The sequence below is a fragment of the Paenibacillus germinis genome (assembly GCF_013141785.1).
In the GTDB taxonomy this organism is placed as follows: Bacteria; Bacillota; Bacilli; order Paenibacillales; family NBRC-103111; genus Paenibacillus_E; species Paenibacillus_E phytorum.
This window is the reverse complement of the sequence record NZ_WHOC01000133.1, coordinates 137,982-159,750: the sequence shown is the minus strand read 5'-3', so window position 1 is coordinate 159,750 and position 21,769 is coordinate 137,982. Positions and strand designations below refer to the sequence as shown.

The 21,769-nt window shown below is 42.6% G+C and carries 14 protein-coding genes and 2 pseudogenes; 12 read left to right on the top strand and 4 right to left on the bottom strand.

Annotated features, from left to right (window positions below):
- Positions 1-20 precede the first annotated feature (20 nt).
- Positions 21-1,595, top strand: coding sequence for a response regulator (locus GC102_RS24265; RefSeq protein ID WP_171691777.1), 1,575 nt, complete (start codon positions 21-23; stop codon positions 1,593-1,595).
- Positions 1,596-1,605: 10 nt separating this feature from the next.
- Complete coding sequence (locus tag GC102_RS24260; RefSeq protein ID WP_171691776.1) at positions 1,606-3,354, top strand: sensor histidine kinase; 1,749 nt, start codon at positions 1,606-1,608, stop codon at positions 3,352-3,354.
- Positions 3,355-3,447: 93 nt separating this feature from the next.
- On the opposite strand, the pseudogene GC102_RS24255 reads toward GC102_RS24260, so the two are convergent.
- Positions 3,448-4,141: pseudogene (locus tag GC102_RS24255) on the bottom strand (IS6 family transposase).
- Positions 4,142-4,324: 183 nt separating this feature from the next.
- Here GC102_RS24255 and GC102_RS24250 point away from each other — a divergent pair.
- The 4 genes from GC102_RS24250 to GC102_RS24235 all read left to right on the top strand — a co-directional run bounded on the left by GC102_RS24250 (position 4,325) and on the right by GC102_RS24235 (position 7,443).
- Positions 4,325-4,795, top strand: a complete 471-nt coding sequence (locus GC102_RS24250; RefSeq protein ID WP_171691775.1) for a MarR family winged helix-turn-helix transcriptional regulator — start codon at positions 4,325-4,327, stop codon at positions 4,793-4,795.
- Between the two features lie 50 nt (positions 4,796-4,845).
- Entirely contained in the window at positions 4,846-5,907 is a 1,062-nt protein-coding gene (locus GC102_RS24245) for an LLM class flavin-dependent oxidoreductase (protein ID WP_171691774.1), read from the top strand.
- A 301-nt stretch (positions 5,908-6,208) separates the two neighbouring features.
- Entirely contained in the window at positions 6,209-6,688 is a 480-nt protein-coding gene (locus GC102_RS24240; protein WP_171691773.1) for a DinB family protein, read from the top strand.
- Positions 6,689-7,113: 425 nt separating this feature from the next.
- Positions 7,114-7,443, top strand: a complete 330-nt coding sequence (locus GC102_RS24235; RefSeq protein ID WP_171691772.1) for a hypothetical protein — start codon at positions 7,114-7,116, stop codon at positions 7,441-7,443.
- Between the two features lies 1 nt (position 7,444).
- Here the strand turns inward: GC102_RS24235 and GC102_RS24230 are convergent, their stop codons facing one another.
- Entirely contained in the window at positions 7,445-8,572 is a 1,128-nt protein-coding gene (locus GC102_RS24230) for a GntR family transcriptional regulator (protein ID WP_171691771.1), read from the bottom strand.
- A 209-nt stretch (positions 8,573-8,781) separates the two neighbouring features.
- On the opposite strand from GC102_RS24230, the gene GC102_RS24225 reads away from it, so the two are divergent.
- The 5 genes from GC102_RS24225 to GC102_RS24205 all read left to right on the top strand — a co-directional run bounded on the left by GC102_RS24225 (position 8,782) and on the right by GC102_RS24205 (position 16,219).
- Positions 8,782-10,083, top strand: coding sequence for a glycoside hydrolase family 125 protein (locus GC102_RS24225; RefSeq protein ID WP_171691770.1), 1,302 nt, complete (start codon positions 8,782-8,784; stop codon positions 10,081-10,083).
- On the top strand, positions 10,080-10,982 hold the full coding sequence (locus tag GC102_RS24220; protein ID WP_216628147.1) for a carbohydrate ABC transporter permease: 903 nt from the start codon (positions 10,080-10,082) through the stop codon (positions 10,980-10,982). The genes GC102_RS24225 and GC102_RS24220 overlap by 4 nt, the downstream gene beginning before the upstream one ends.
- Positions 10,983-10,995: 13 nt before the next feature.
- Positions 10,996-11,826, top strand: coding sequence for a carbohydrate ABC transporter permease (locus GC102_RS24215; protein ID WP_171691769.1), 831 nt, complete (start codon positions 10,996-10,998; stop codon positions 11,824-11,826).
- A gap of 99 nt (positions 11,827-11,925) precedes the next feature.
- Positions 11,926-13,275, top strand: coding sequence for an ABC transporter substrate-binding protein (locus GC102_RS24210; protein WP_171691768.1), 1,350 nt, complete (start codon positions 11,926-11,928; stop codon positions 13,273-13,275).
- A 109-nt stretch (positions 13,276-13,384) separates the two neighbouring features.
- A complete protein-coding gene (locus GC102_RS24205; protein ID WP_171691767.1) occupies positions 13,385-16,219 on the top strand; it encodes a carbohydrate-binding protein in 2,835 nt (944 codons plus the stop codon).
- 177 nt (positions 16,220-16,396) lie between these two features.
- Here the strand turns inward: GC102_RS24205 and GC102_RS24200 are convergent.
- A pseudogene (locus GC102_RS24200) lies at positions 16,397-17,965 on the bottom strand (IS1182 family transposase).
- Positions 17,966-18,144: 179 nt separating this feature from the next.
- The gene (locus tag GC102_RS24195) at positions 18,145-19,971 is read right to left on the bottom strand and encodes a UbiD family decarboxylase (protein ID WP_171691766.1); all 1,827 of its coding nucleotides are present in this window, start codon (positions 19,969-19,971) and stop codon (positions 18,145-18,147) included.
- Between the two features lie 167 nt (positions 19,972-20,138).
- Between GC102_RS24195 and GC102_RS24190 the strand changes: the two genes are divergently transcribed.
- Positions 20,139-21,230: a Ger(x)C family spore germination protein gene (locus GC102_RS24190; RefSeq protein ID WP_171691765.1), complete on the top strand. Its 1,092-nt coding sequence runs from the start codon at positions 20,139-20,141 to the stop codon at positions 21,228-21,230.
- Positions 21,231-21,769 lie beyond the last annotated feature (539 nt).

Genomic DNA, 21,769 nt, shown 5'->3' with positions numbered 1-21,769 from the left:
CATTTATAGGGATGATAATCATGTACAACGTGTTACTGGTAGACGATGAACAATTAGACTTGGAAGTGCTGCAGCGGTTCATGCCTTGGGGGATGCTGGACATGACGATCGTTGGGAGAGCGAACAGCGGATTTGCCGCAATGAAAGTGCTGCAGGAACACAAGGTGGACGTCCTGATAACCGACATCAAGATGCCGATTATGACCGGACTTGAGCTTGCAGAACAGGCTAGAAGTTTAGCACCCGAGCTGAAAATTATTTTTATAAGCGGACACGACGAATTCCAATTTGCCCAAAAGGCGATTAAGATGAATGCCAGCTCTTATATTCTGAAGCCGGTGGACGATCAGGAACTGCTCAATACGCTGCAGCTGGTCAAAGAGCAATTAAATTACGAACGGGAACGGCAAAAGAAAGAATCGCAAATCGAGGAGTCGATCCCGCTGCTGCAAAACGAAATGCTGCTTCAGTGGTTGAAGGGTGCCATCGATTTTCAGAAGCTTGACTTTCTTTACGACGGGCGCCGCATTCGCCAGCAGGTCGGGCAAGGCAGTGTCGGTATTATTGAAATCGACGATCGGGCGTGGAAGCTGAAGCAGTTTTCCGACGATCAGAAATCGTACGTAATTGAACATGTTCTTCGTTTGGTCACCGATTTTATTCACATGCATCGGCTTGGTTTTTTTTGCAATACGGATGATGACAAAATTGTGCTCGTCTTATCCGGTGAGGATATCGATCCGGTAACATTAATGCAGTCTCTGGTCGATCATGTGCGAACGCATTCGAGCCAGACCATTACGGTCGGACTGGGCTCGCCGGTATCGGACATCCAGGACATGCCGAGCTCTTACCGGCAAGCGGGGGATGCGCTCGCCACCAAAATGTTTCTTGGCAAATGCAGAGTAATCACGCTGGAAAGTACGGAGAGGGAGATCGTCAAATCGACATCCGACCTTGAACAAATTATGGAAGTGATGCTCGCGGCTACCGCCAATTATGAGCTTGTCCGCATTTACGATTGCTTGGAGCAGCTGTTCAATCTGGTCCACAGCTTGAAGGAAAAGCTCACCGTCTATAACTTTGCTTTGTACGTGATTTCCAAGATCGATTTTTTCCTGCGGTCGCTGAATGCTAATTTCTATGATTTGTTAAGCATAGAGCTGAATAGCTTGAATGCGCTTTATGAATTTGAAACGATCGACGATATCAAAGCCTGGCTGCGCCGGCGGCTGTTCGAAGTTTCCGAGCATCTGCATTTAAAAAAGAAAAACCCGAATCGTAAGCTGATCGGCGAAATCGAGCAATACGTCGCGGAGCAACTTGAGAATTCGCTGCAGCTGAGAGATGTCGCGAAGCAATTCGGTTTCTCGCCAAATTACCTTGGTTACGTGTTTAAAGAGGCAACGAATGAATCATTTGGCGATTTCGTGACAAGGAAACGGATGGAGAGGGCGAAAGAGCTTTTGCACGATCCGAAAATAAAAATATACGAAGCTGCAAACCGGGTTGGTTACCAGAATCTTACCTTATTTAGCCGGCATTTCAAGATGACCTGTGGTCTTGCCCCTGTAGACTACCGTAAACAAAGTTAGGTGTAAAAGGATGAAACGGTTTCCCGATATTACGGTTTCGTTTGGATATAAACTGATGATTTCTTATTTCCTGCTGGTGATGATTCCGGTCGTTTCGATCGGCTATTATGCGTATACGACATCCGTCCAGTATGTAAAAGAGCAGACAATTCAAAATGCAACCGGAACGTTGAAGCAGGTTCGCGACAATATCCTCGAGAAGATGAAAGTGGTCGAACGTGTCGACAATCAAGTCTACCTGGATCAATCGCTCCAGCAGGTATTAATTAAAAGGGTGGAGCCTTACGACAGCTATCAGATAACCTCCAACAATGTAGTTCCGCGATTGGAGGCCGCTTTAAATTTGACATCGAACCATATCGCATTGGATTTGTTTTTGCATAACGACACGCTCCCTGAGATTTTTTTCGGTAACACGGAACAAGACCCGTTGTCGAAAGGAAAGAAATACGAGCTGTTTCATTTTGAGCGAATCGAAGGCCTCGATTGGACCCGCATGTTCAGTGCTTTGAAGACGGATTCGTTGTGGGAGCAAGTGGATATGGACGCGAAATTCGGCAACGTTTCGCTCCTTAGAAAAATGATGGATTTTCATACAGTCTCCCCAATAGGATTCATGCGCATTACGGTCAAAATGGATGATCTGTTTGAAAACTTGAACTACGGCAACAGCAATACGGGCGTCCCGAGCTACTTGGCCGTAACGGATGAACGGAATACCCCTATTTATCAAAGCATTCAGAATCCTTTGCCCCATGACTGGACCACGCAGCCCGAGCGTTATTTGCAAATTCGCGAGCCGCTTGAGGGATTTAATTGGGAGGTTATGGCGCTTGTCCCGCTCCATGAGCTGGAGAAAGGGGCAAATAAGGTTAGAAACGTCACATTGCTTGTATGTTTGCTCAGCCTTACGATTTTTTTGGCGCTTGGCGCGCTTATATCCACCTACTTCACCAAGCATATCCGAAAAATTGTCCAGTCGCTTCAATCTTTTCAAGAAGGCAATTTTTCCAAACGCATCCGTTTTACCGGCACGGACGAGTTTGCCCGGATCGCGGGCGCGTTCAATGAGATGGCGGAAAATATCGAAGCATTGATTCAAGAGGTATACGTCAGCAACCTTCGAAAAAAAGAGGCGGAGCTTGATGCTCTGCAGGCCCAGATTAAACCGCATTTTCTTTACAATACATTATCCTCGATCAGCAGGTTGGGCCGTTTGGGCGAAGCGGACAAGCTGCACAGGATGGTGAGCGGACTGGCCACATTTTACCGGTTGACCTTGAATCAAGGAAGATCGATCATCCCGATTCGCGAGGAAATCCGCCAGGTTCAATCTTATATCGATATTCAAAAAATTAAACATGTCGACCGGTTGGACGTCAGCTATGACATTCATTTTTCCGTATTGGAGTATGACACGGTGAAGTTGATCTTGCAGCCGTTTGTTGAAAACGCGCTGGAGCATGCCATGTTCGAGGAACGTTTGCATATCCGCATTGTCGCGTATCTCGAAGAAGGAAATATTGTGTTCAAAGTGATCGATAATGGAATCGGGATGAGCCCGGAAACCGTTCTCAAAATATTCGCTGATAAAGATCAAAGTATCGGCTACGGAATTCGGAACGTCAACGACCGGATCAAGCTGCAATTCGGAGAATCGTTCGGCGTCACGCTGCATAGCGGTTTGGGGATCGGTACGACAGTTCGTATCGTCTTACCGGTATACAGAGAGGAATATCGTCAGCCATATGATACGTGAGGAAAATAGTCTCGTCCGCTGGGCGTAAAACGTTCGGCGGTTTTGGTGCAACTATTGAAACTAAAAAAAGATAACCGTCTTATTGTTAGTTGACTATGCTGTCAAACCAAACAATTTTTTGATTAATACAACTGCAGAGAGGACAGACGAATGATTGCATTCGATTGTCCTTTCCTTATCATGTGCATGACTTCGATTCCCGCGATAGTTTTTTCGGCAGTTTTGAAAGACTTGAATCCCAACATTGGTTTTATGATTTTCTTTATGAATCGATGATCTTGTTCAATAATATTGTTGAGATATTTCTTTTTTCGAAGTAACGTTTCTTGATTCATAACTTTCTCGTCCTTCAATTGCTGAACTGCGGCAGGGTACGCTGGTTTTTATCGACAGTGATCACGCGTGGCGATTGATTGTGTGGTGAAGTCAACATCTTCATGAAAAATCGTTTGGCCGCAGGAGCATCTCGATTTTCAGACAACATGGAATCAATCGTATTGCCGTTTGAATCCACGGAATCATTAGTCGGCTTTAAATAGGGACGAATTCGCTTATCTAGTTCCGGCCCAAACTGATGAACCCATCGCATGATCGTTGTATGAGCGATATGTAAGCCCCGTTCTTCTATCATTTCTACTAAATCACGATAACTTAGACTATACTTCAAATACCATCTTACCGTTAGCAAGATAACCTCCGATTCATACTGCTTCCACTTAAATAAATCTAATCCCGTTTCCAAAGTAAATGTCCCACTCTCATGGCTTAATTTCAATGATATTATCATGAATTAGAGCTTTGCACCACAACCTAAAAAAACTAGGATCATAGGGACCTGGCTTTTTTGTTATGTTTATTTTTATGTTGACAAAGTGAAATTCTAATAATATATTTTATATTGTTATAATAAATAATTTTAGGATAAATAATATTAGTGTAAATGTAGTGGTGAAAAGAAGGTGGTAGTAGAATGACTGAACGTGATGCCGAGGGTAAAGCTCTTGATTTAAGGCTTTCACGCGTATTAAGGAACATGGTGAATGCTCTGTACGGGAGCTTAGAACGTGACATTGAGAGCTATGGCCTTGACAGGGAAACCTTCCAAATTCTCGAGTTTCTATACAATAATGGTCCGCGTCCGATCCAGAAAATAAGCGAAACCTTCTCGATTCCAAGCGGGAGCATCACTTATGTGGTAGATAAGTTGGAGAAGAAGGGGATCGTGGCACGACTTCCAATACCGGGAGATCGACGCAAAACGAATGTAGCATTAATGGTGGAAGGACGAAGCTACTTCGACACTATCTTCCCAAAGCATGTTCAGTTGATCTCTGACAATTTGTCCTTTGCGACAGATGAGGAGAAGCTCGAACTTATTCAAGTGCTGAAGAAAATTGGTTATGGCATTAAGAATTGTGAAGGCATTGCTACAAAGGATTAGTCGGGATTCTTTCTGTTTTACTTTAATTTTACATTTAGGGGGATATTAAAATGGAAATAGGTGTAGACACGTTTGTTGAAACAACTCCGGATGTTCATACGGGTGAAACGATAAGTCATGCGCAGCGATTGCGTGAGGTTGTGGAAGAAATCGTCCTCGCCGATCAGGTCGGGTTGGATGTATTTGGCGTCGGAGAGCATCATCGTAAGGAATTTGCGGATTCGGCAACTGCTGTTGTGCTGGCTGCCGCGGCAGCCAGGACAAAAAATATACGCTTAACTAGTTCGGTTACAGTGCTCTCCGCTGCGGATCCCGTACGTTTGTTCCAGCAATTTGCCACACTCGATGGAATTTCAAATGGACGTGCTGAAATTATCGCGGGCCGAGGCTCTATGGTCGATGCGTTTCCCTTGTTTGGATACGATTTAAAAGATTATGAAGAGCTGTTCGAGGAGAAATTAGAACTATTACTAAAATTAAGGGATTCGGAGAAAGTCACTTGGAAAGGAGGGCATCGACCAGCCTTTACGAATCTTGGTGTGTATCCGCGTCCGGTCCAGAACCCATTACCGATTTGGCTTGGCAGTGGTGGGAATTCGGAATCGGTCATACGAGCAGGGGTACTTGGGCTGCCTCTTGTTTTAGCCATTATTGGTGGGAGTCCGTTACAATTTGCTCCGCTAGTTCCACTCTATAAAAAAGCTGCTGCTCGAGCAGGGCATGATGTATCGAAATTAAAAATAGCCGTACACTCACTGGGTTTCGTGGCGGAGAGTACATCGCTTGCGGTGGACAAGTATTTCCCACCCACGCAGGCATCGTTTAACTATTTTGGTAAGGAGCGCGGTTGGGGACATTATACCCGTTCAAGCTTTGATGCCTCACGCAGTTTAGAAGGCGCACTTTACGTAGGCGATTCCGAAACGGTGGCCAACAAAATTATTTACATGCACAAACATTTAGGCTTCTCCCGATTCTTCCTGCATTTACCTGTCGGCACGATGCCGCATGAGGATGTCATGAAAGCGATTGAACTATTGGGAACGGAAGTCGCCCCGCGAGTTCGGGAAGAGGTCGCAAGATTGGATGCTGAGGAAGAAAATCCGAGCTGATACCGATAATCGTGTAGTTTCTAGTCGGTTGAACTTGAATGATGAAGTTGCATATTAGGAGGGGAATTTACCGGAAGTCCGTCCCCCGGGCAAATCACAATTCAAGGAGGAAGAAATCATAGACCTCCTTTATATTTGTATATTTAGGTTTAGATATCTGGATTTAAGATATTTAATATCACTATTTCGCATTATACATGATGACAGGAATCATTGTATCCTACTATTAGGTAATCTTAAATTAGAAAGAGGCGAAACGTTTAATTCCGGGAATTATTATAGAAGAAAAGGAGCGATACAAATGAGTACAAATCTTTTCGACCAAATGGCCTTCATCAGAAGTCAAACGCTAGAAGCGATGGAGGGCGTAACGGAGGAGTTGGCGGATCGAATTCCCGTCGGTTTCCGCAATAATCTCCGTTGGCAGCTTGGTCACGTCTATACCGTTACGGAAAAATTCGCGTTTGCGCAATTGAAACTTCCGATGCATCTGCCGGAAGGGTTTATGGAGCGGTTTCCTTACGGAACGTCCCCGCTGGACGATATCGCAAACTCGTTCCCTATGCCAACGTTACCGCAGCTGGAAAGCCTGTTGAAGGAACAGCCGGAGAGAATTCGCGCGGTGCTGCCTAGTAGCCGCTTGAACGAAAGCGTACCTACCATTACAACGTCAACGGGACTCGGTTTGCTTACTCCGGAGCAGTCGCTTCGTTATAACATGTATCATGAAGGATTGCATTTCGGGATCATCTCGGTTTACAAGAGATTGTTGTCCCGGTAACCAGCAAAAGAATAAATAAGCTGTGCCTGGAACTAGGGGGACCCTCTCCCGCACGAAGTTTTTTTCGTATCCAGCGGACAACATAACTCCCGGTGAGGGAAGGATGTCGAAAGGCAATATCCAACTTCGTTAGCGCAAAAATATTTCGTAGAAGTGATTTTCGTAAAATGGGTTCAAAAGGTAATTTCATGAAAAACATAGTGAAGGCAGTCGTGACAAGGGTGGTTACATAACTCGCAGCGGCTGCTTTTTTTGTTTCAATAGCAAACAAGCTCTTATATATAAATATCTGCCCTAAAAGTGGGATTTTCCGCATTATGGCAGCGGGAGTAGTCTGATATACTGAACACGCACCAGGAAAATGTAAGTGCTTCCAAGTTGTGGTAGAGGTAAATGAATACAATCATGAAGGAGGACATTTGTAAATGCTAAAGGTTAAAAGATGGCTTAGTGCGGTTCTGGCGTTTGTGCTAATGGCGTCGGTTCTTATTATTCCTACAGAAACCGCCCAAGCTGCAACGGAATCAACAATGGACGCAGGAGCAGCGCCCGCAGCGATTTATCCTTACGATCAATCCACAAGGTATGCGGCTTCAGCGAACTTTACGCTCAAAGCGAATGGGGTGCCGATCCCGGTAATTAAAGCTTACAACGATTATGATTACGCTCATTTCTCGATGTCCGGCGGTCCTGTGACGTATGAGGTGACGATTCTGGGTCATGTTTATAAGGCTGAATCCAAACGTTTGAAATAGGTTATCTATCCATCCTCTTTACAAATGAATGGGCAACTAGTGTTTTCTTAGGGACAGTGGTACGATCCCACTGCATTTGCATTAAATTTACTGCATTTATTCCCATTTCTTCTTCGTTTTGACGAATAAAGCTGAACAAAGGTTCTTCAAATAGATCGTCTGGAGAGTCGAAACAAACTATTTCGTATTTCGTGAGTAATCCTAGTTTAATTAATACTTGTCGTAAATGGATAGCTAATAAATATTCACCTACCACGAACGCTGTGATTTGCGGATTTCTCATAATGAATTGAGATATTATTTCACGGTCTTCCATAATGTTGGAGTCCTTGTTCAATTGATTTGGAAGTGTAGCACTTAAATTTGTAATAAAATATTGCTGATCTATCCCAACCCCTCGGTGCAGTAATGCATCTGTATACCCATGAATTCTTTCTTCAATTGTAGATGTGTTTTCTGGAGGAGTAGAAACAAAAGCAATATGTTTATGGTGTTTATCTAGTAAATAATCAGTAAGTTCTTGCGCTGCTTTTTTATTGTTTGTACATACCGAACAAGCATTGATTCCTTTTAAATAGCGATCGAGTAGGACAAGCGGGAATTCATTTAAGACAAGCTTCAAAAGCTCTCCATTGTAATGCTCTCCGTGAATGGGATAAACAATTAATCCATCAATACCCATATTTACAAGTGTACGAATCGCGATTTCCTCTTCTTCCCTTAGATCATGGGTTAGTTTTAAAATCATCCGAATACGAAGCTTAGAGCATTGACGTTCAATCGCGCGTAGCAATTTTGTTCCATAGGATTCTGAGAAATCGGGCAAAATAACCGCAATTAAGCGCCAGTCGTCGGAGGAAGGAGTTTCCAAATCGACCATTTCTTCTGTCGCTGCTAAGGAATGTAGCTCTGGTAAATTACTACTTACATAGGAACCTCTGCCGCGATGCCGTTCAATTAAACCGTCTTTAGCTAAAATTTCCAAGGATTTTTTAGTTGTTATGCGGCTGACGTGGAATTGATCCGCTAGTTCTAGCTCGGTAGGGATACGGTCCCCTTCTTTTAGTACTCCGCTTTTTATTTCATGCAATATATGTTGGTAAATTTTTTCGTAGAGTGGGATTGCCATATTAATCATCCTTCGTTTATTTAATGATATACCTAATATACTATTTATTTTTTGTGAATGCAAACCAATTACATTGTTTATATGGATATGTTGTATATTACATGTATTAAAATTAATATATTGACATAATATTAATACTAATAATATACTATTTACATGAAATGAGTATAGAAAATGTCATAATAACTAACAACGAGGCGAGTGATTACATGTATTCATCCATTCAAAACAGAATTCACATGTTTGAGCAGAAGTTTTTATCGACATCTCCTAAATTAGTCAGTATGTTCAAACAATGTTATCCAAACACACTGGAAACAACGGTTGAGCTTTTGGCAGATGAAACGACGTTTATCATTACGGGTGATATTCCAGCTATGTGGCTCAGAGATTCGTCAGCACAGGTAAGACCCTACATTACTGAATGTGCGGGTGATAAAGATTTACAGCGTCTGATTCGTGGATTGATCCATCGGCAAGCCAATAACATTTTGATTGATCCTTATGCAAACGCCTTCAATAAAGAAGGTGATGGTTCTGGACATCAATCGGACCTTACGCAAATGGGTCCCTTTATTTGGGAGAGAAAGTTTGAATTAGATTCTCTATGCTACCCGGTCCAGCTTTGTAAGGAATATTGGGATGCTACACAAGACATGGAGCTTTTTAACGATTCTCTGCATCAGGCCTTGCGAATCATTGTGGATACGATGCGAACTGAACAGAATCATGATCACCATTCTTCCTATACATTTGAACGAAGTGAAGAACACTGTGTGCTGCCTTCGGATACGATTCCCTTTAGAGGAAAGGGGACTCGAACGAATTATACGGGTATGGTATGGTCGGGTTTTAGACCAAGTGATGATGCTTGCAAGTTCGGTTTCTTAATTCCCGCCAATATGTTTGCAGTAGTGATTCTAGGTCACATTATTGAGTTTGCAGAAAATGCGTATCAGGATCATGCTCTTGCTGTCACTGCTCATGACCTTAGGGCAGAAATTGAGTTCGGTATTCAAACATATGGCGTGTACCAACATCTCAAGCATGGCCCAATCTACGCTTATGAAACAGATGGTTTTGGAAATTACAATTTAATGGATGATGCAAATGTCCCAAGCTTACTATCCATACCCTACTTGGGTTATCGTTCGATGGACGATGCCATTTATCAAAATACACGTGCCTTTGTTCTGAGTAAAGATAATCCCTATTATTATGAAGGGATGTATGCGAAAGGAATCGGTAGCCCTCATACGCCACACGGGTACGTTTGGCATATTGGCTTAATTATGCAAGGGCTTACATCGAGGGATCACAAGGAGCAGGATGCCATTATTCAAATGCTGCTTCATACTAATGCGGAAACAGGATTTATGCATGAAAGCTTTCATCCGGATCATCCTGAGCAATATACGCGAAGTTGGTTTGCGTGGGCGAATAGCTTATTCGGGGAATTTGTATGGAAATGGGCTGAACAAAGGGACTTGATAAAGGAGGTACATAATTGAACACAATAGTGAGAAAAAGGAAAATAAAAGCCTTAATCATCGGTTATTTATTCATTCTACCTTCTATTATTGGCTTTAGTGTGTTTGTTGCCTATCCATTAATTACCTCATTTTATTATGCTTTAACAGAGTGGGATGGTTTTGGTAAACCGAAATTTGTCGGATTTGAAAATTACAAATATATGTTTACGGTGGATCCTTCTTTCTGGATTTCCATCAAAGTAACTTTTTACTTTGTAATTCTAAGCGTTCCTGCTTCACTAGCACTGGGTCTACTTTTAGCATTGTTATTAAACAAAAATCTTCCCGGTATTAAGTATTTTCGCACTTTTTATTATTTACCCACCGTCTTACCCATAATTGCATCACTTACCCTATGGAAGTTTATTTATCACCCCCAATATGGTCTTGCCAATCAATTTTTAAATTTGCTCGGGCTCCCTCAGGGAACGTGGTTGACGGATGAAAAATCAGCTTTGATTTCAGTTATTATTAATGGCTTATGGCAGGTTGGAGGCACTATGATTATCTTTTTAAGCGGTCTCCAATCTGTCCCACAAGACTTTTATGAAGCCGCACAAGTGGATGGAGCCTCAGAGTGGACCAGCTTTTTAAAGATCACCATCCCGATGATTACTCCCATTCTTTTTCTTCAACTCATCTTAGGCATTATTGGAGCTTTCCAAGGGTTTACTCAGGTTCTCGTATTAACGAATGGAGGACCCAATTTTTCTACTATGCTTCTTAATTTTAAAATATTTCAGGACGCCTTCAATGGCAAGATGTTTGGCTATGCGATTTCAGAAGTAAGTATCCTGTTTACCATCATCATGATATTTACATTGGTTACTTATAAATTTTCCAATCGATTTGTATATTACGAAAATGACAATCGGTAAGAGGTGAGGTAGTATGAGAAATTCTGGATTTCAAATATTTCGATTTATTATTCTATTAGTTGGATCAATATCGATGTTATATCCCTTATTTTGGATGATCATTATAGCTTTAAAGGGAAACGATGATGTATTCAGTCTTCCACCAGATTGGTATCCTAAAGAATTCAACTGGGAAAACTTCATAATTGGAACTGCACAAATTCATTTTTGGAAAGCGTTTTCAAATTCAATGATTATTGCAGTAATTTGTACAATCGGACAAATCGCCAGTTCTATTCTTGTGGGGTATGGTCTGGGTCGATTAAGATTCCCTGGACGTAAAATGTGGTTTTCTTTATTTATTGGAAGTCTAATGTTACCAGGTTTTATTGGTTTGATCCCGCTATTTCACTTATATACATCACTGGGTTGGTATAACACTTGGCTTCCTATTATCGTTCCTGCATTTTTTGGAAATGCGTCCTTTACATTTTTGTTTATCCAATTTTCAAGTACCATTCCAAAATCCTTTGATGAAGCCGCGAAAATTGATGGTGCGAATGATCTTCGTCTACTATGGAGTGTTATTGTGCCGATGTCTATGCCAATTATTATTACCATGATGATTTTTTCCTTTCAGGGCTCTTGGAACCAGTATCTTGAACCCGTTATATATTTGGTCGATCAAGCAAAATGGCCATTAGCAGTTTCCATGGCTTCATACGCATCAACGTGGACAACGCAATGGAATTATTTTATGGCTGCTGATCTTCTTTATATGCTTCCTATGTTGATTATCTTTTTTGTAGGCCAAAAGTATTTCATGCAGGGGCTTGGATCGGTCAATTCCGCCGGTTTGAAATAATCTCGACTCATTGAGAGGGGGGATGAAAACGAATATGTTTGGGTTGTGATATTTTCTTGAATTAAAGTGTTTTTATAAAAATTGGGAGGTAATACAAAAATGAAGAAAATACAGGCAAGGGTAAGTTTATTATCAACAGTCGTTCTGGTAAGTATATTCGCTTTGTCAGCTTGCAGTTCTACAGATAATACGCCAACTTCAAGCGCTTTAGCCTCAGCTAATCCTAAAGCTTCTCCTTCGGCTGCTATTAAGGAACCTACAAAAGCGATTGAAGTCACTATCATGACTTGGGAATCACCATCCATGAATGACAAGATTATGGCATCTATGAAAAAATTCGAAGCAGCAAATCCAGGGATAACTGTGAAATTGATCCCAGCGCCATTATCCGATTATGGTCTTAAAATTAATCAAATGATCGCAGCCAATCAGGGTCCCGATATATTCATGACTGGTAATGATATGGTTATTGCAAACGGTGCGGAAGGAAGATTGTATGACTGGAGTGCCAAGGCAGCTGGAGATAAAGAATTTATGGATAGCTTTTATAATGGTGTATTAGACGCTTGGAAACAAGATGGCGGCAAATTATATGGGTTACCGGGTCTATTAAATACGTATGGTTATTTCTATAACAAGAAACTCTTCAAGGATGCGGGATTAACCGAGCCTAAAGCTGGTTGGACTTATGATGAAATGTTTGCAGATGCACTTAAGCTTACTTCTAAAAAGGGAGGCGTGCAGCAATACGGATTGTACGCAACAGTGGATCCGTTCAAATTATCCTTATATTCTGTTTCTGCCGGTGGCGCGCCATTTGCAGATGGAATTGTGAAACCTACGAAGGTCGAAATCAGTCCACAATTTATTGAAGGTTTAGAGAGATATAAAGTTGCAATCGCTAATGGTTCGATGATCCCGCCAACCTTTGATCAAACCAACGTCATGAGCAATTTTAAAGCAGGTACTGTGGCGATGACTCAACAAGGTCAATGGGTTGCGGATGATCTGATCAGAACTGCACCTAATTTAGATTGGGGCTTTGTTCCAGGTCCTGTAGTAAACTCACAATCGGAAATTTATGATGCAGTTGGGTGGAGTAGCCCTTCCAATATTAAAAATCCGGATGCTATCTGGAAAGTGCTTAAATATATGGATTCGACGATGTATGCAGAAGTGCTGCCGCAAAATCCAGTTGCACCTGCCGCACATAAGGATGCAGCAAAAGCTTACTTCGATTTTTTGACTTCTTCAAATCATGCAGATGTTGCCATTGGTGTGAATCACATTCTTCAATCAAAAAATGTTCAACCCGTTCGATTCCAAACCACATGGGCAGGTAAAGCAAATCCATTTATAGATGCTGCATGGAATAATATTTTGACAGGGAAAACTCCTGTTAGCGGTCTCAACGATATGGTTGATAAAATTACAAAAGTTATTAAATAGTGTAGGCTAATTTTAGTAGAAGAGAGTTTTGTCATTGGGAAATGGCAATGCTCTTTGGAAGCAAGATTTTTAATTTATAAATTACATATGACAAGGGAGGTAAAATGTTATGGGCTTGAAAACAAGTAAAACAATTAATTTCTTAGTGTTGACTTTGGTATTTTCCTTAAGTCTTACTTCATTGTCTGCCGTTAGAAGCACAAATGCGTATGCACTTACTTCGTCAAATGAAGATACTGCCAAAGAAAAAATAAATACAAAGTCAAATGCAGACACGGCCATAGAGGCATTCAACGCAAAATTTTGGGATAGCAATGCAAAGTATTATTGGACGAATTCTAATCACGGCGGTGAGTATCAAGGCTTCTGGGTCGAGGCTGAACTTTGGGAAATGGTCATGGATGCATATGTTCATACATCCAATGCTGAATTGAAAGCAAAGCTTCGAACTCAGATTGATGATATATTTGATGGTGCGGTAGCAAAATACGGAACAGACTGGACTAACAATCATTTCAACGATGACATCATGTGGTGGGCGATGGCAAGCGCAAGGGCATACGAAATCACGAAAGAACAAAGATATTTGGATAAGGCAAAGTATTATTTTGACTTTGTATATAATACGCAATGGGATGACAGCTTTGCAAATGGAGGTATCTGGTGGATGAATAGCGAGCATACCACCAAGAATGCTTGCATCAATTTCCCTGCAGCTGAAGCAGCCGTTTATCTTTATAACATGACTAAAGATAATCACTATCTGGATGCAGCTGCTCGTATATACAGCTGGGGGAAAACGATGCTTACAGATGGCAATGGAAAAGTTTTTGACCGTATAGAACTTGAAAAAGGTGCTGTCCCGGATGCAACGCATTACAATCAAGGTACTTTCATTGGCGCTGCAGTTGGACTGTATAAAATAACCGGAAAAACCGTATATCTTGATGATGCGGTGAAAGCAGCGAAATTTACCCAAACTCATTTAGTAGATGTAAATCAATTGTTGAATTATGAAGGACCCAATGGTGACTTAAAGGGTGGGAAAACAATTTTACTTCGCAATTTGGCTTATCTTCAAAAGACATTAAACGGCAAGGACGGTAAGACCTATAAGCCGTTTAGCAAAGACTTTAATTACTGGCTTGCTTTCAATACTCAAATGGCATGGAATCATAGAAATGCGGATAATATTGTGGATGGAAACTGGGCAGGTCAACTGCTTTCCGGAACTTATGAATCCTGGTCATCAGTCGCAGCTGTTGAAGCGTTAACTGTTTTATCACAGGACGAATCCAAGGATGTTGTTTTAAACTTTGCAGCTAAAAATCCTTACAATAATATAGAAGCAGAAAGCTATAATATTGGTACTGGAATTATTATGGAAGGCAGTACGGAAGGTACACTGCAATTGGGTGGAATTCAGCCTGGATTCTATGCAGCATATAAAAATGTAGATTTTGGATCCACTGGTGCAGCAGGATTTATTGCTAGAGCAGCAAGCGGAACAGGCGGGGGGAACATAGAAGTCAGATTGGATTCATTAAATGGTGCAAAAGTCGGTACCTTAAACGTACAAGGAACGGGCGGTTGGAATAACTATTCAGATGCCGTTACAGTTCTTAAGGATGATCAAGGAAATCCGAGCACTGTTACAGGAATCCATGATCTATATCTCGTCTTCACCAAAACGCAAGATCAATATTTATTTAATTTAAATTGGTTTAAATTCACCACAACGGATCCAACCAAAACAGATGCATATACAAGGCTGAAAGCCGGTAATTATGACAGCAGTTCAGGTCTTAGTAAAAATGCGGACTGGGGATTTTTAGACGGCATTAAAAACAACGCTTACGCATCCTACAAAGGAATTGACTTTGGAACAGGTGCTGCCGGAGTTACTGCTCACGTAACAAGCGGCAATCAAGGCGGCACGATTGAAGTGAAGTTAGACAGTTTGGACGGTCCAACCGCAGGTGTTATTGGAATTCCGGCATTAGGTAGTTGGGATAACTGGGTTGACATTATGGCGAATATAGATGATACCAAAGCAGTAGGTGTTCATGATGTTTATCTGGTGTTTCATGGAACAAATGGAAGTGACTCACCCTGCAATTTGGAGTGGTTTTCTTTTACAACAGTAAAGGGCAAAGCAAGAGATGCGTATGGAAAGTTAGAGGCTGAAAATTATACCAGTGGTGTAGGTTTCGGTACGGAAAATGGTGGAGGGCAAACCTACCTTGCTGGCATTTATGGTCCTAATAACCCCTATGCCATGTACAACTATATAGACTTTGGAAGCACAAGCCCAACTAAATTTTATGTGAATGCAGCAAGCGACACAAGTGGAGGAACGATCGAAGTACGATTAGATGGCATGAATGGTCCCGTTGTAGTAACAAGTACCGTGTATGGAACTGGCGGTTGGCAGAATTTCAAGGTGTTCTCGGCGGATGTAACAACTCCTGTAACCGGAAAGCATATCGTATTCGTGTTATTTAAAGGAGGAGATTGGCTATATAACATTGATAAATTCACTTTCGGTGACCCAACTGTATTTACAGCACCAACTACACCTACTGAACCTGAGAAAGACAATGTGCCTCCGGGAGAGGTAGAAAATGTTCTGGTGATTAAAGGAAATGACAAAATGAAATTGTATTGGGATGGCCCATATGATATTGATGGTCAAAAGGTGCAAATCACTCTATTAAACAATGGACAACAGGTTGGCAACGTAATAGAAGTTAATCGAGGAATACAAACTGCTGTTATATCAGGAATTGAAAAGGATAATAAGCACTATAAAATCTTAATAAAGACAGTAGATAAGTCAGGAAATGTATCAAAAGGAATAATTGTAAATAGTAATAAATTTCCTTTTGATAAAAGTGGAAATTCTGAAATAGAGCTGGAAAATCAGGAGATAAGTCGGCAATAAAACCGTTAAAGATAAGCCTATGCGATTCTGAATACTACTGTTGAAACGCTAATAAATAACTTCAGAAAACCATTTCATAATGGCCTATTACTTAGAGGCTGTCCCAAAAGTAATAATTATAGATGTACGGGATGGATCCAATCATTAGTAAAAGTGAATATTTGAATGAAAAAGGAGCTAAGCGGCTTGTATGTGCTTAGCTCCTTTGTTTTTGGCGTCTACTGCTGCTTTCTTGAGCAGATTGTGGGCAAGCGAAAGCCACCCGACCTCCAGACTTACTTTGGGTAAGCCTCGAAGCAAGAACCGTTTGAATCCTCGGTTGTACTTCATATCACCAAACACAGGCTCTGGCTCGATCATACGCCTGACCGCTAGGGCGTAGCCGTCTTCGCTGCGAAGTTTTTCACGTGCCTGGTTCTTTAATCGCAAATACTTCATGCTCACTTTGACTTCGCGATTGCCTAAAGACTTCGTACACTTCGGTTTCAGTGGGCATCCTTCACAACTTGTACTCCGGTAATGACGATACTCGATTTCGTATCCACTCTCTGTGCTTTCCTTGCTTATTCGGTGAAAAACAAGAGCTTGTCCCGCAGTACATGTCCACGTATCTTGTTCGGTGTTATAGGTCCAGTTATCGATTTTGCTAATATCCTTTTGTCAGGCCTTACTTTTTTCACGATGGTAGGTGTTGTATTTGACGACGGCTTCGACTTCATTTTGCTCTAAATAGTCGTAGTTCTCTTCGCCGCCGTATCCCGCGTCGGCGATAATGGTTCCCGGCAGCTGACCCAGCTGCGATTTGACTTTTTCAAGATGAGGGATGAGGCAGCGCGTATCGGTAGGTCTTTGATGCACACTGTAGCCGAGGATGAATTGATTTTCGGAGCCAATCTGTACATTGTAACCCGGCTTAAGTTGACCATTACGCATGTGATCTTCTTTCATTCGCATGAACGTCGCGTCTTTGTCGGTCTTACTGTAGCTGTTTCGATGCCCCAAAATTTCTTCATGAGACTCATACTTTTGCAGACGAGGGAGTAAGTCTTTGCGAAGCTTACGCACCGCCTTCTTCAGCGGCTTGTCCTTCGGTTTTTCCTGTAGTCTTTCTTCCAATTGCTTGACGGCAAGCTCCAACTTTTCACTTGTGATATTCGTGGTTTCGCCAAGCTCGCAGAGATCTCGGCCTCCATGCGCCCGTTCTTCTTGCTTTTCAGCTTCTTCGATGGTCGCAAACAAAGTCTGTACTTTCTCCCGAAGCTTTGCCTTATGCTTCACTACGGCTTTACCCCAAACAAACTTATACCGATTGGCATTCGCTTCGATTTTAGTGCCGTCTACAAAGTAGTTTTCAAGTTGAACATATTTCTCGTCGGCGAGAAATTGCAGAACCGCGACAAACACAGTCTCCAGCACAGCTTTCATCCTTTCGGAGCGAAAACGATTAATGGTGCGGAAATCCGGCCGCTGTCTGCCTGCAATCCACATGAACATGACGTTTTCACGGACAGCCTTGGCGATCTGGCGGGAGGAGTAGATGCGCTGGGTGTAGGCGTAGATGATAACTTTGGTTAACATTTTAGGGTGATAACTGTCTCGTCCACCTCTAAGATAAGCAGCGTCAAAGATAGCATCGTCCAGCCGATTCACTGCTGCATTAACGATACGAACGAGGTGGTTTTGAGGAATATCTTCTTCTAAATCCATTGGCAGGCAAAGTTGATCCATGGTATATTGAATGTACAAAGAAACCGTCTCCTTTAGTAATGGTTGGTCGCACTTCCATTTTACCAAAGAACGGTTTCTTTTTGTTTACAAAAAATTGAGAGGGTGCCCCTCAGTCATTTTTATAACTTTTGGGACACCCTCTTGTTTAATACTCCTAAAGCAATATTTTATTCATGAGATCTCCACAATCTGCTTCATTACAGCACGCCATTCAAGCTGCCACCGGTAGCAAACAGCCGGTTGATCCGCTTTTCAATCGACGGATCGGAGACAAGCGGTGGGGCGTGATGTGGTTTCGTCCGAGCATCGATAATGACATTGTCGCAACCCCAATGCTTGAACACGAACCCGTCATTCACTCCGTAAATATCATGGGACGGATTGCTCCGGGTAAAGGTAGTCCACAGGAAGTTGGCTAGCGACGCGCCGACAAAGGAACTGTCGTCACAAAGTACGATCAGCGGACATTCCGGCATCGCCCCGCGCGCGCCGATCGCTTCCGTTAGTTCGCTAAGTTGCCGGTTGGCATCCGCGTAATTACTGAATAATGGTCCTTCCAGTGCGACGACACCCGGCAGGGCGAGCAGAGGGTTGCCATAATCTCGTAGTCCCTGAAGCTGCTCAGGCAAGTCATTACATAGCTCACGCTTCTTGTCTCCGCAGGCAGCGAATACGACTTTGCTTCCTCGGTTTAGACCAGTTCCGGAATAGTCCAGCGTATCGATTGTCGTGTTTGTTTGAAAATGAAGATCGCGCCTGAGGTCGATCCGCTCTAGTACGTAGGCTAGAAATTCCGCTTCCCGATATGTGCTGAGCGGCTGTCTTTCTTCAGCGGCGATAAACAAATATTTAGCAAGACTGAGTTGTCCCGTCCCGAGAATCCGGTTTGCGATCGTAAGCAGCTCGGACGGCTGCTGCACCTTGGTGTAAGGGGTGTAGCGTTCGGTACCGATCGCAAACAACAGCGGGTGAACGCCCGCAGCATCGACGGCGTGAACCTCCTTCACGCCCGGCACCTCCTGTCTTACAGCATCGCCGGTTAGTTCGTGAATGAGCGCCCCAAACGCAGTGTCCTCCTGCGGTGGCCTGCCGACGACGGTAAACGGCCAGATCGCGTTGTGCTTCGCGTACACCTTTTTGACGCGCATCATTGGAAACGGATGGACCAAGCTATAGTAGCCGAGATGGTCACCGAAGGGGCCTTCCGGTTTCGTCTCGCCGGGATGAATCTCGCCCGTAATGACGAAATCGGCGTCGTGGCTGATGCAAAATCCGTCCGAATAACCGAATCGGAAGCGGCGGCCCGCGAGCAGGCCTGCGAATGTTAACTCGCTTAAACCTTCCGGCAGCGGCATTACGGCAGACAGAGAATGGGCGGGAGGTCCGCCGATAAAGATGCTCACTTTAAGCGGTTCTCCCATACGGTTCGCTTTATGCTGGTGAATACCGATGCCCCGGTGAATTTGGTAATGCATGCCGATTTCCTTATTCGTCGCATAGTCATTACCCGTCAGTTGTACCCGGTACATCCCCAAGTTCGCGTTCATAATCCCCGGTTTATCCGGGTCCTCAGTATAAACTTGCGGCAGCGTAACGAAAGCCCCTCCGTCCATTGGCCAATGCTTAATCAACGGAAGATCGGTTATCGCTACTTCCTCAAAGCCGGAAGCACCGCCTCGATGCCGAAGCGGCAGCGCCTTTGTCGCCGCTATCCCAGCGCTAACATGCCGGATTGGCTGCCTGAGCGCCCTCATCGGATCGTTGCGCAGAGCGATGACGCTCTGTGTCGATTCCCAGGTCTGCCTAAAAATAAACTTACTTCGCTCCATTGAGCCGAACAGGTTTGAAACCGCCCTGTATCGAGTTCCTTTCAGATTCTCGAACAAGAGGGCCGGACCTCCGGCATTGAACACTCGCAGGTGAATTGCTGCGATTTCCAATTCGGGGTCCACTTCTTCCCGGATTCGGATGAGATGGCCATGCCGTTCAAGGTCGTTTACACATGCTTCCAACGTTGGGTACATCTTAGTTTACTCCTATCTTGGCAACGAATTGCTACAGAATTTTGAAGCTTGTATAACCCTATTTTACACAAGGAGATGCAATTACGCTAAAACCAGCTAATAGCTTGTCAAGATTTTTCTCTTAAGTGTTGTGGCTCATTGTCCTTTTTTGACGATAGCGGTTGTGAGTGGATAAACGGTTTGACCGTGCATATTCATTCCATTTGCTGGAAACAACAAATAATCGATTCAAACTTTTCATTGTACTTACGGCTTTAACCCTTCTATGTGGTTGTTGGGATGTTAAAGAAATCAATTTGCGTACCCCTCCTTTACTCATCGGCATAGCCAAGGGAAACGATGATGAATACAGAGTGACACTGTATGTTCCCATAACGCAAAGAGGCAAAACGGCATCAAGAATAGTAACGGGAAAAGGCAATTCAATTTTCAATATTCTGCAACAAATGCAGACAAACTCTGATGATGCCCTCGATTACTCACAAGTACAATTCATTCTTATCCAAAACAACTTGGCAGAGAACGAAGAGGAAATGGGTAAACTTGTTCGACTTTTAATGGAGATGGAGCAACTGCCGTCCAAAGCGTTGGTTACCATTACAGATGAGGGTATTGAGAAAATGCTGTCGAATATTGATAAAGTAACAGGTGCTCAAATTATCTCTATCCATGAATTTTTTAATAAAGGGGAGTGGGCACCAGAGGTTTCGAGTACCCGCATTTTGGAATTTTATGGAAGTTTGTATTCCTATACGAAGGATATAAACGTTCCGATCGTCATTTCCGGCAAAGATACAGTATTACGCTTTGAAGGCTCCGCTTTATTCAAAAAAGAGAAAATGGTGGGACGGATCAACCCAAAGGAAAATCTACTAGTTAATTTGTTTCATCACCGCAATGCAACAGGCGAGATAGAGAGCCTGGGCTCTGCTGACATGATCGTAAAAAACAGCTCATTGCACATCAAGTCGTCAATGAAAAAGGATGAACCGTTGGTGTCATGCGATTTGAAATTAAAAATACGAGTTATGGAAAGAAAAGAGGGCGTGACGGATAAACAGATCCATGAAGAACTCGAAAAGCTGATCGAAAAGCAGTTTAAAAGGATATTTGAACAAGCCCAAGAAAACAAATCAGATATTTTTGGGTTTGGCCAACACTTCCGTAATCGGATTCAATATCAGGAATTAAAAAGCTGGAGAGAAGAATATTATCCAAAGTTAAAAGTGAATTTTCAGGTCCATGTAAGCTATTTGTAATTTCAAAAGCGCCTCCTTATTATCATGAGAGGCGCTTTTGGTTACTTCCTGAAATGCTTCGTGGCTCCCCATTTCATTACAAACTTTAGGATGTATTATTCATGAGAAAAAAAGATAATGATACAGTAATTTAACCTATTGGAGCAGAATTCTTGTTCCATTTTTAGAAAATTATGAAACATTTAAAACGGAGCGACGCAAATTTGCAGGCTCCGTTTTCTAATTAATTATGGAATATCACATTTTTTTTGTCATAATTTTCGAGAAAATTTTCAGAATTAGTGAGGATAGATTCTCAAAATTGTTGAGAAATCTATAATAATGCATTAACATACAGGAAGTAGTTTATCCAAGTCTTCAAAAGTAGAGTTATTAAACCAATTACGAGACATGTGGAGTGCTATTCACTCTAAGTTTGGAACGGAAATAAAGGGAAGTAACCGTGGAACCCTTCTCATGAAGGGCTTTTGTTTTGATGTGAACACTCAGGAAGGCAAATCATCCGTTACAAATTTCTAATTCAATCATTAGTACTAGTA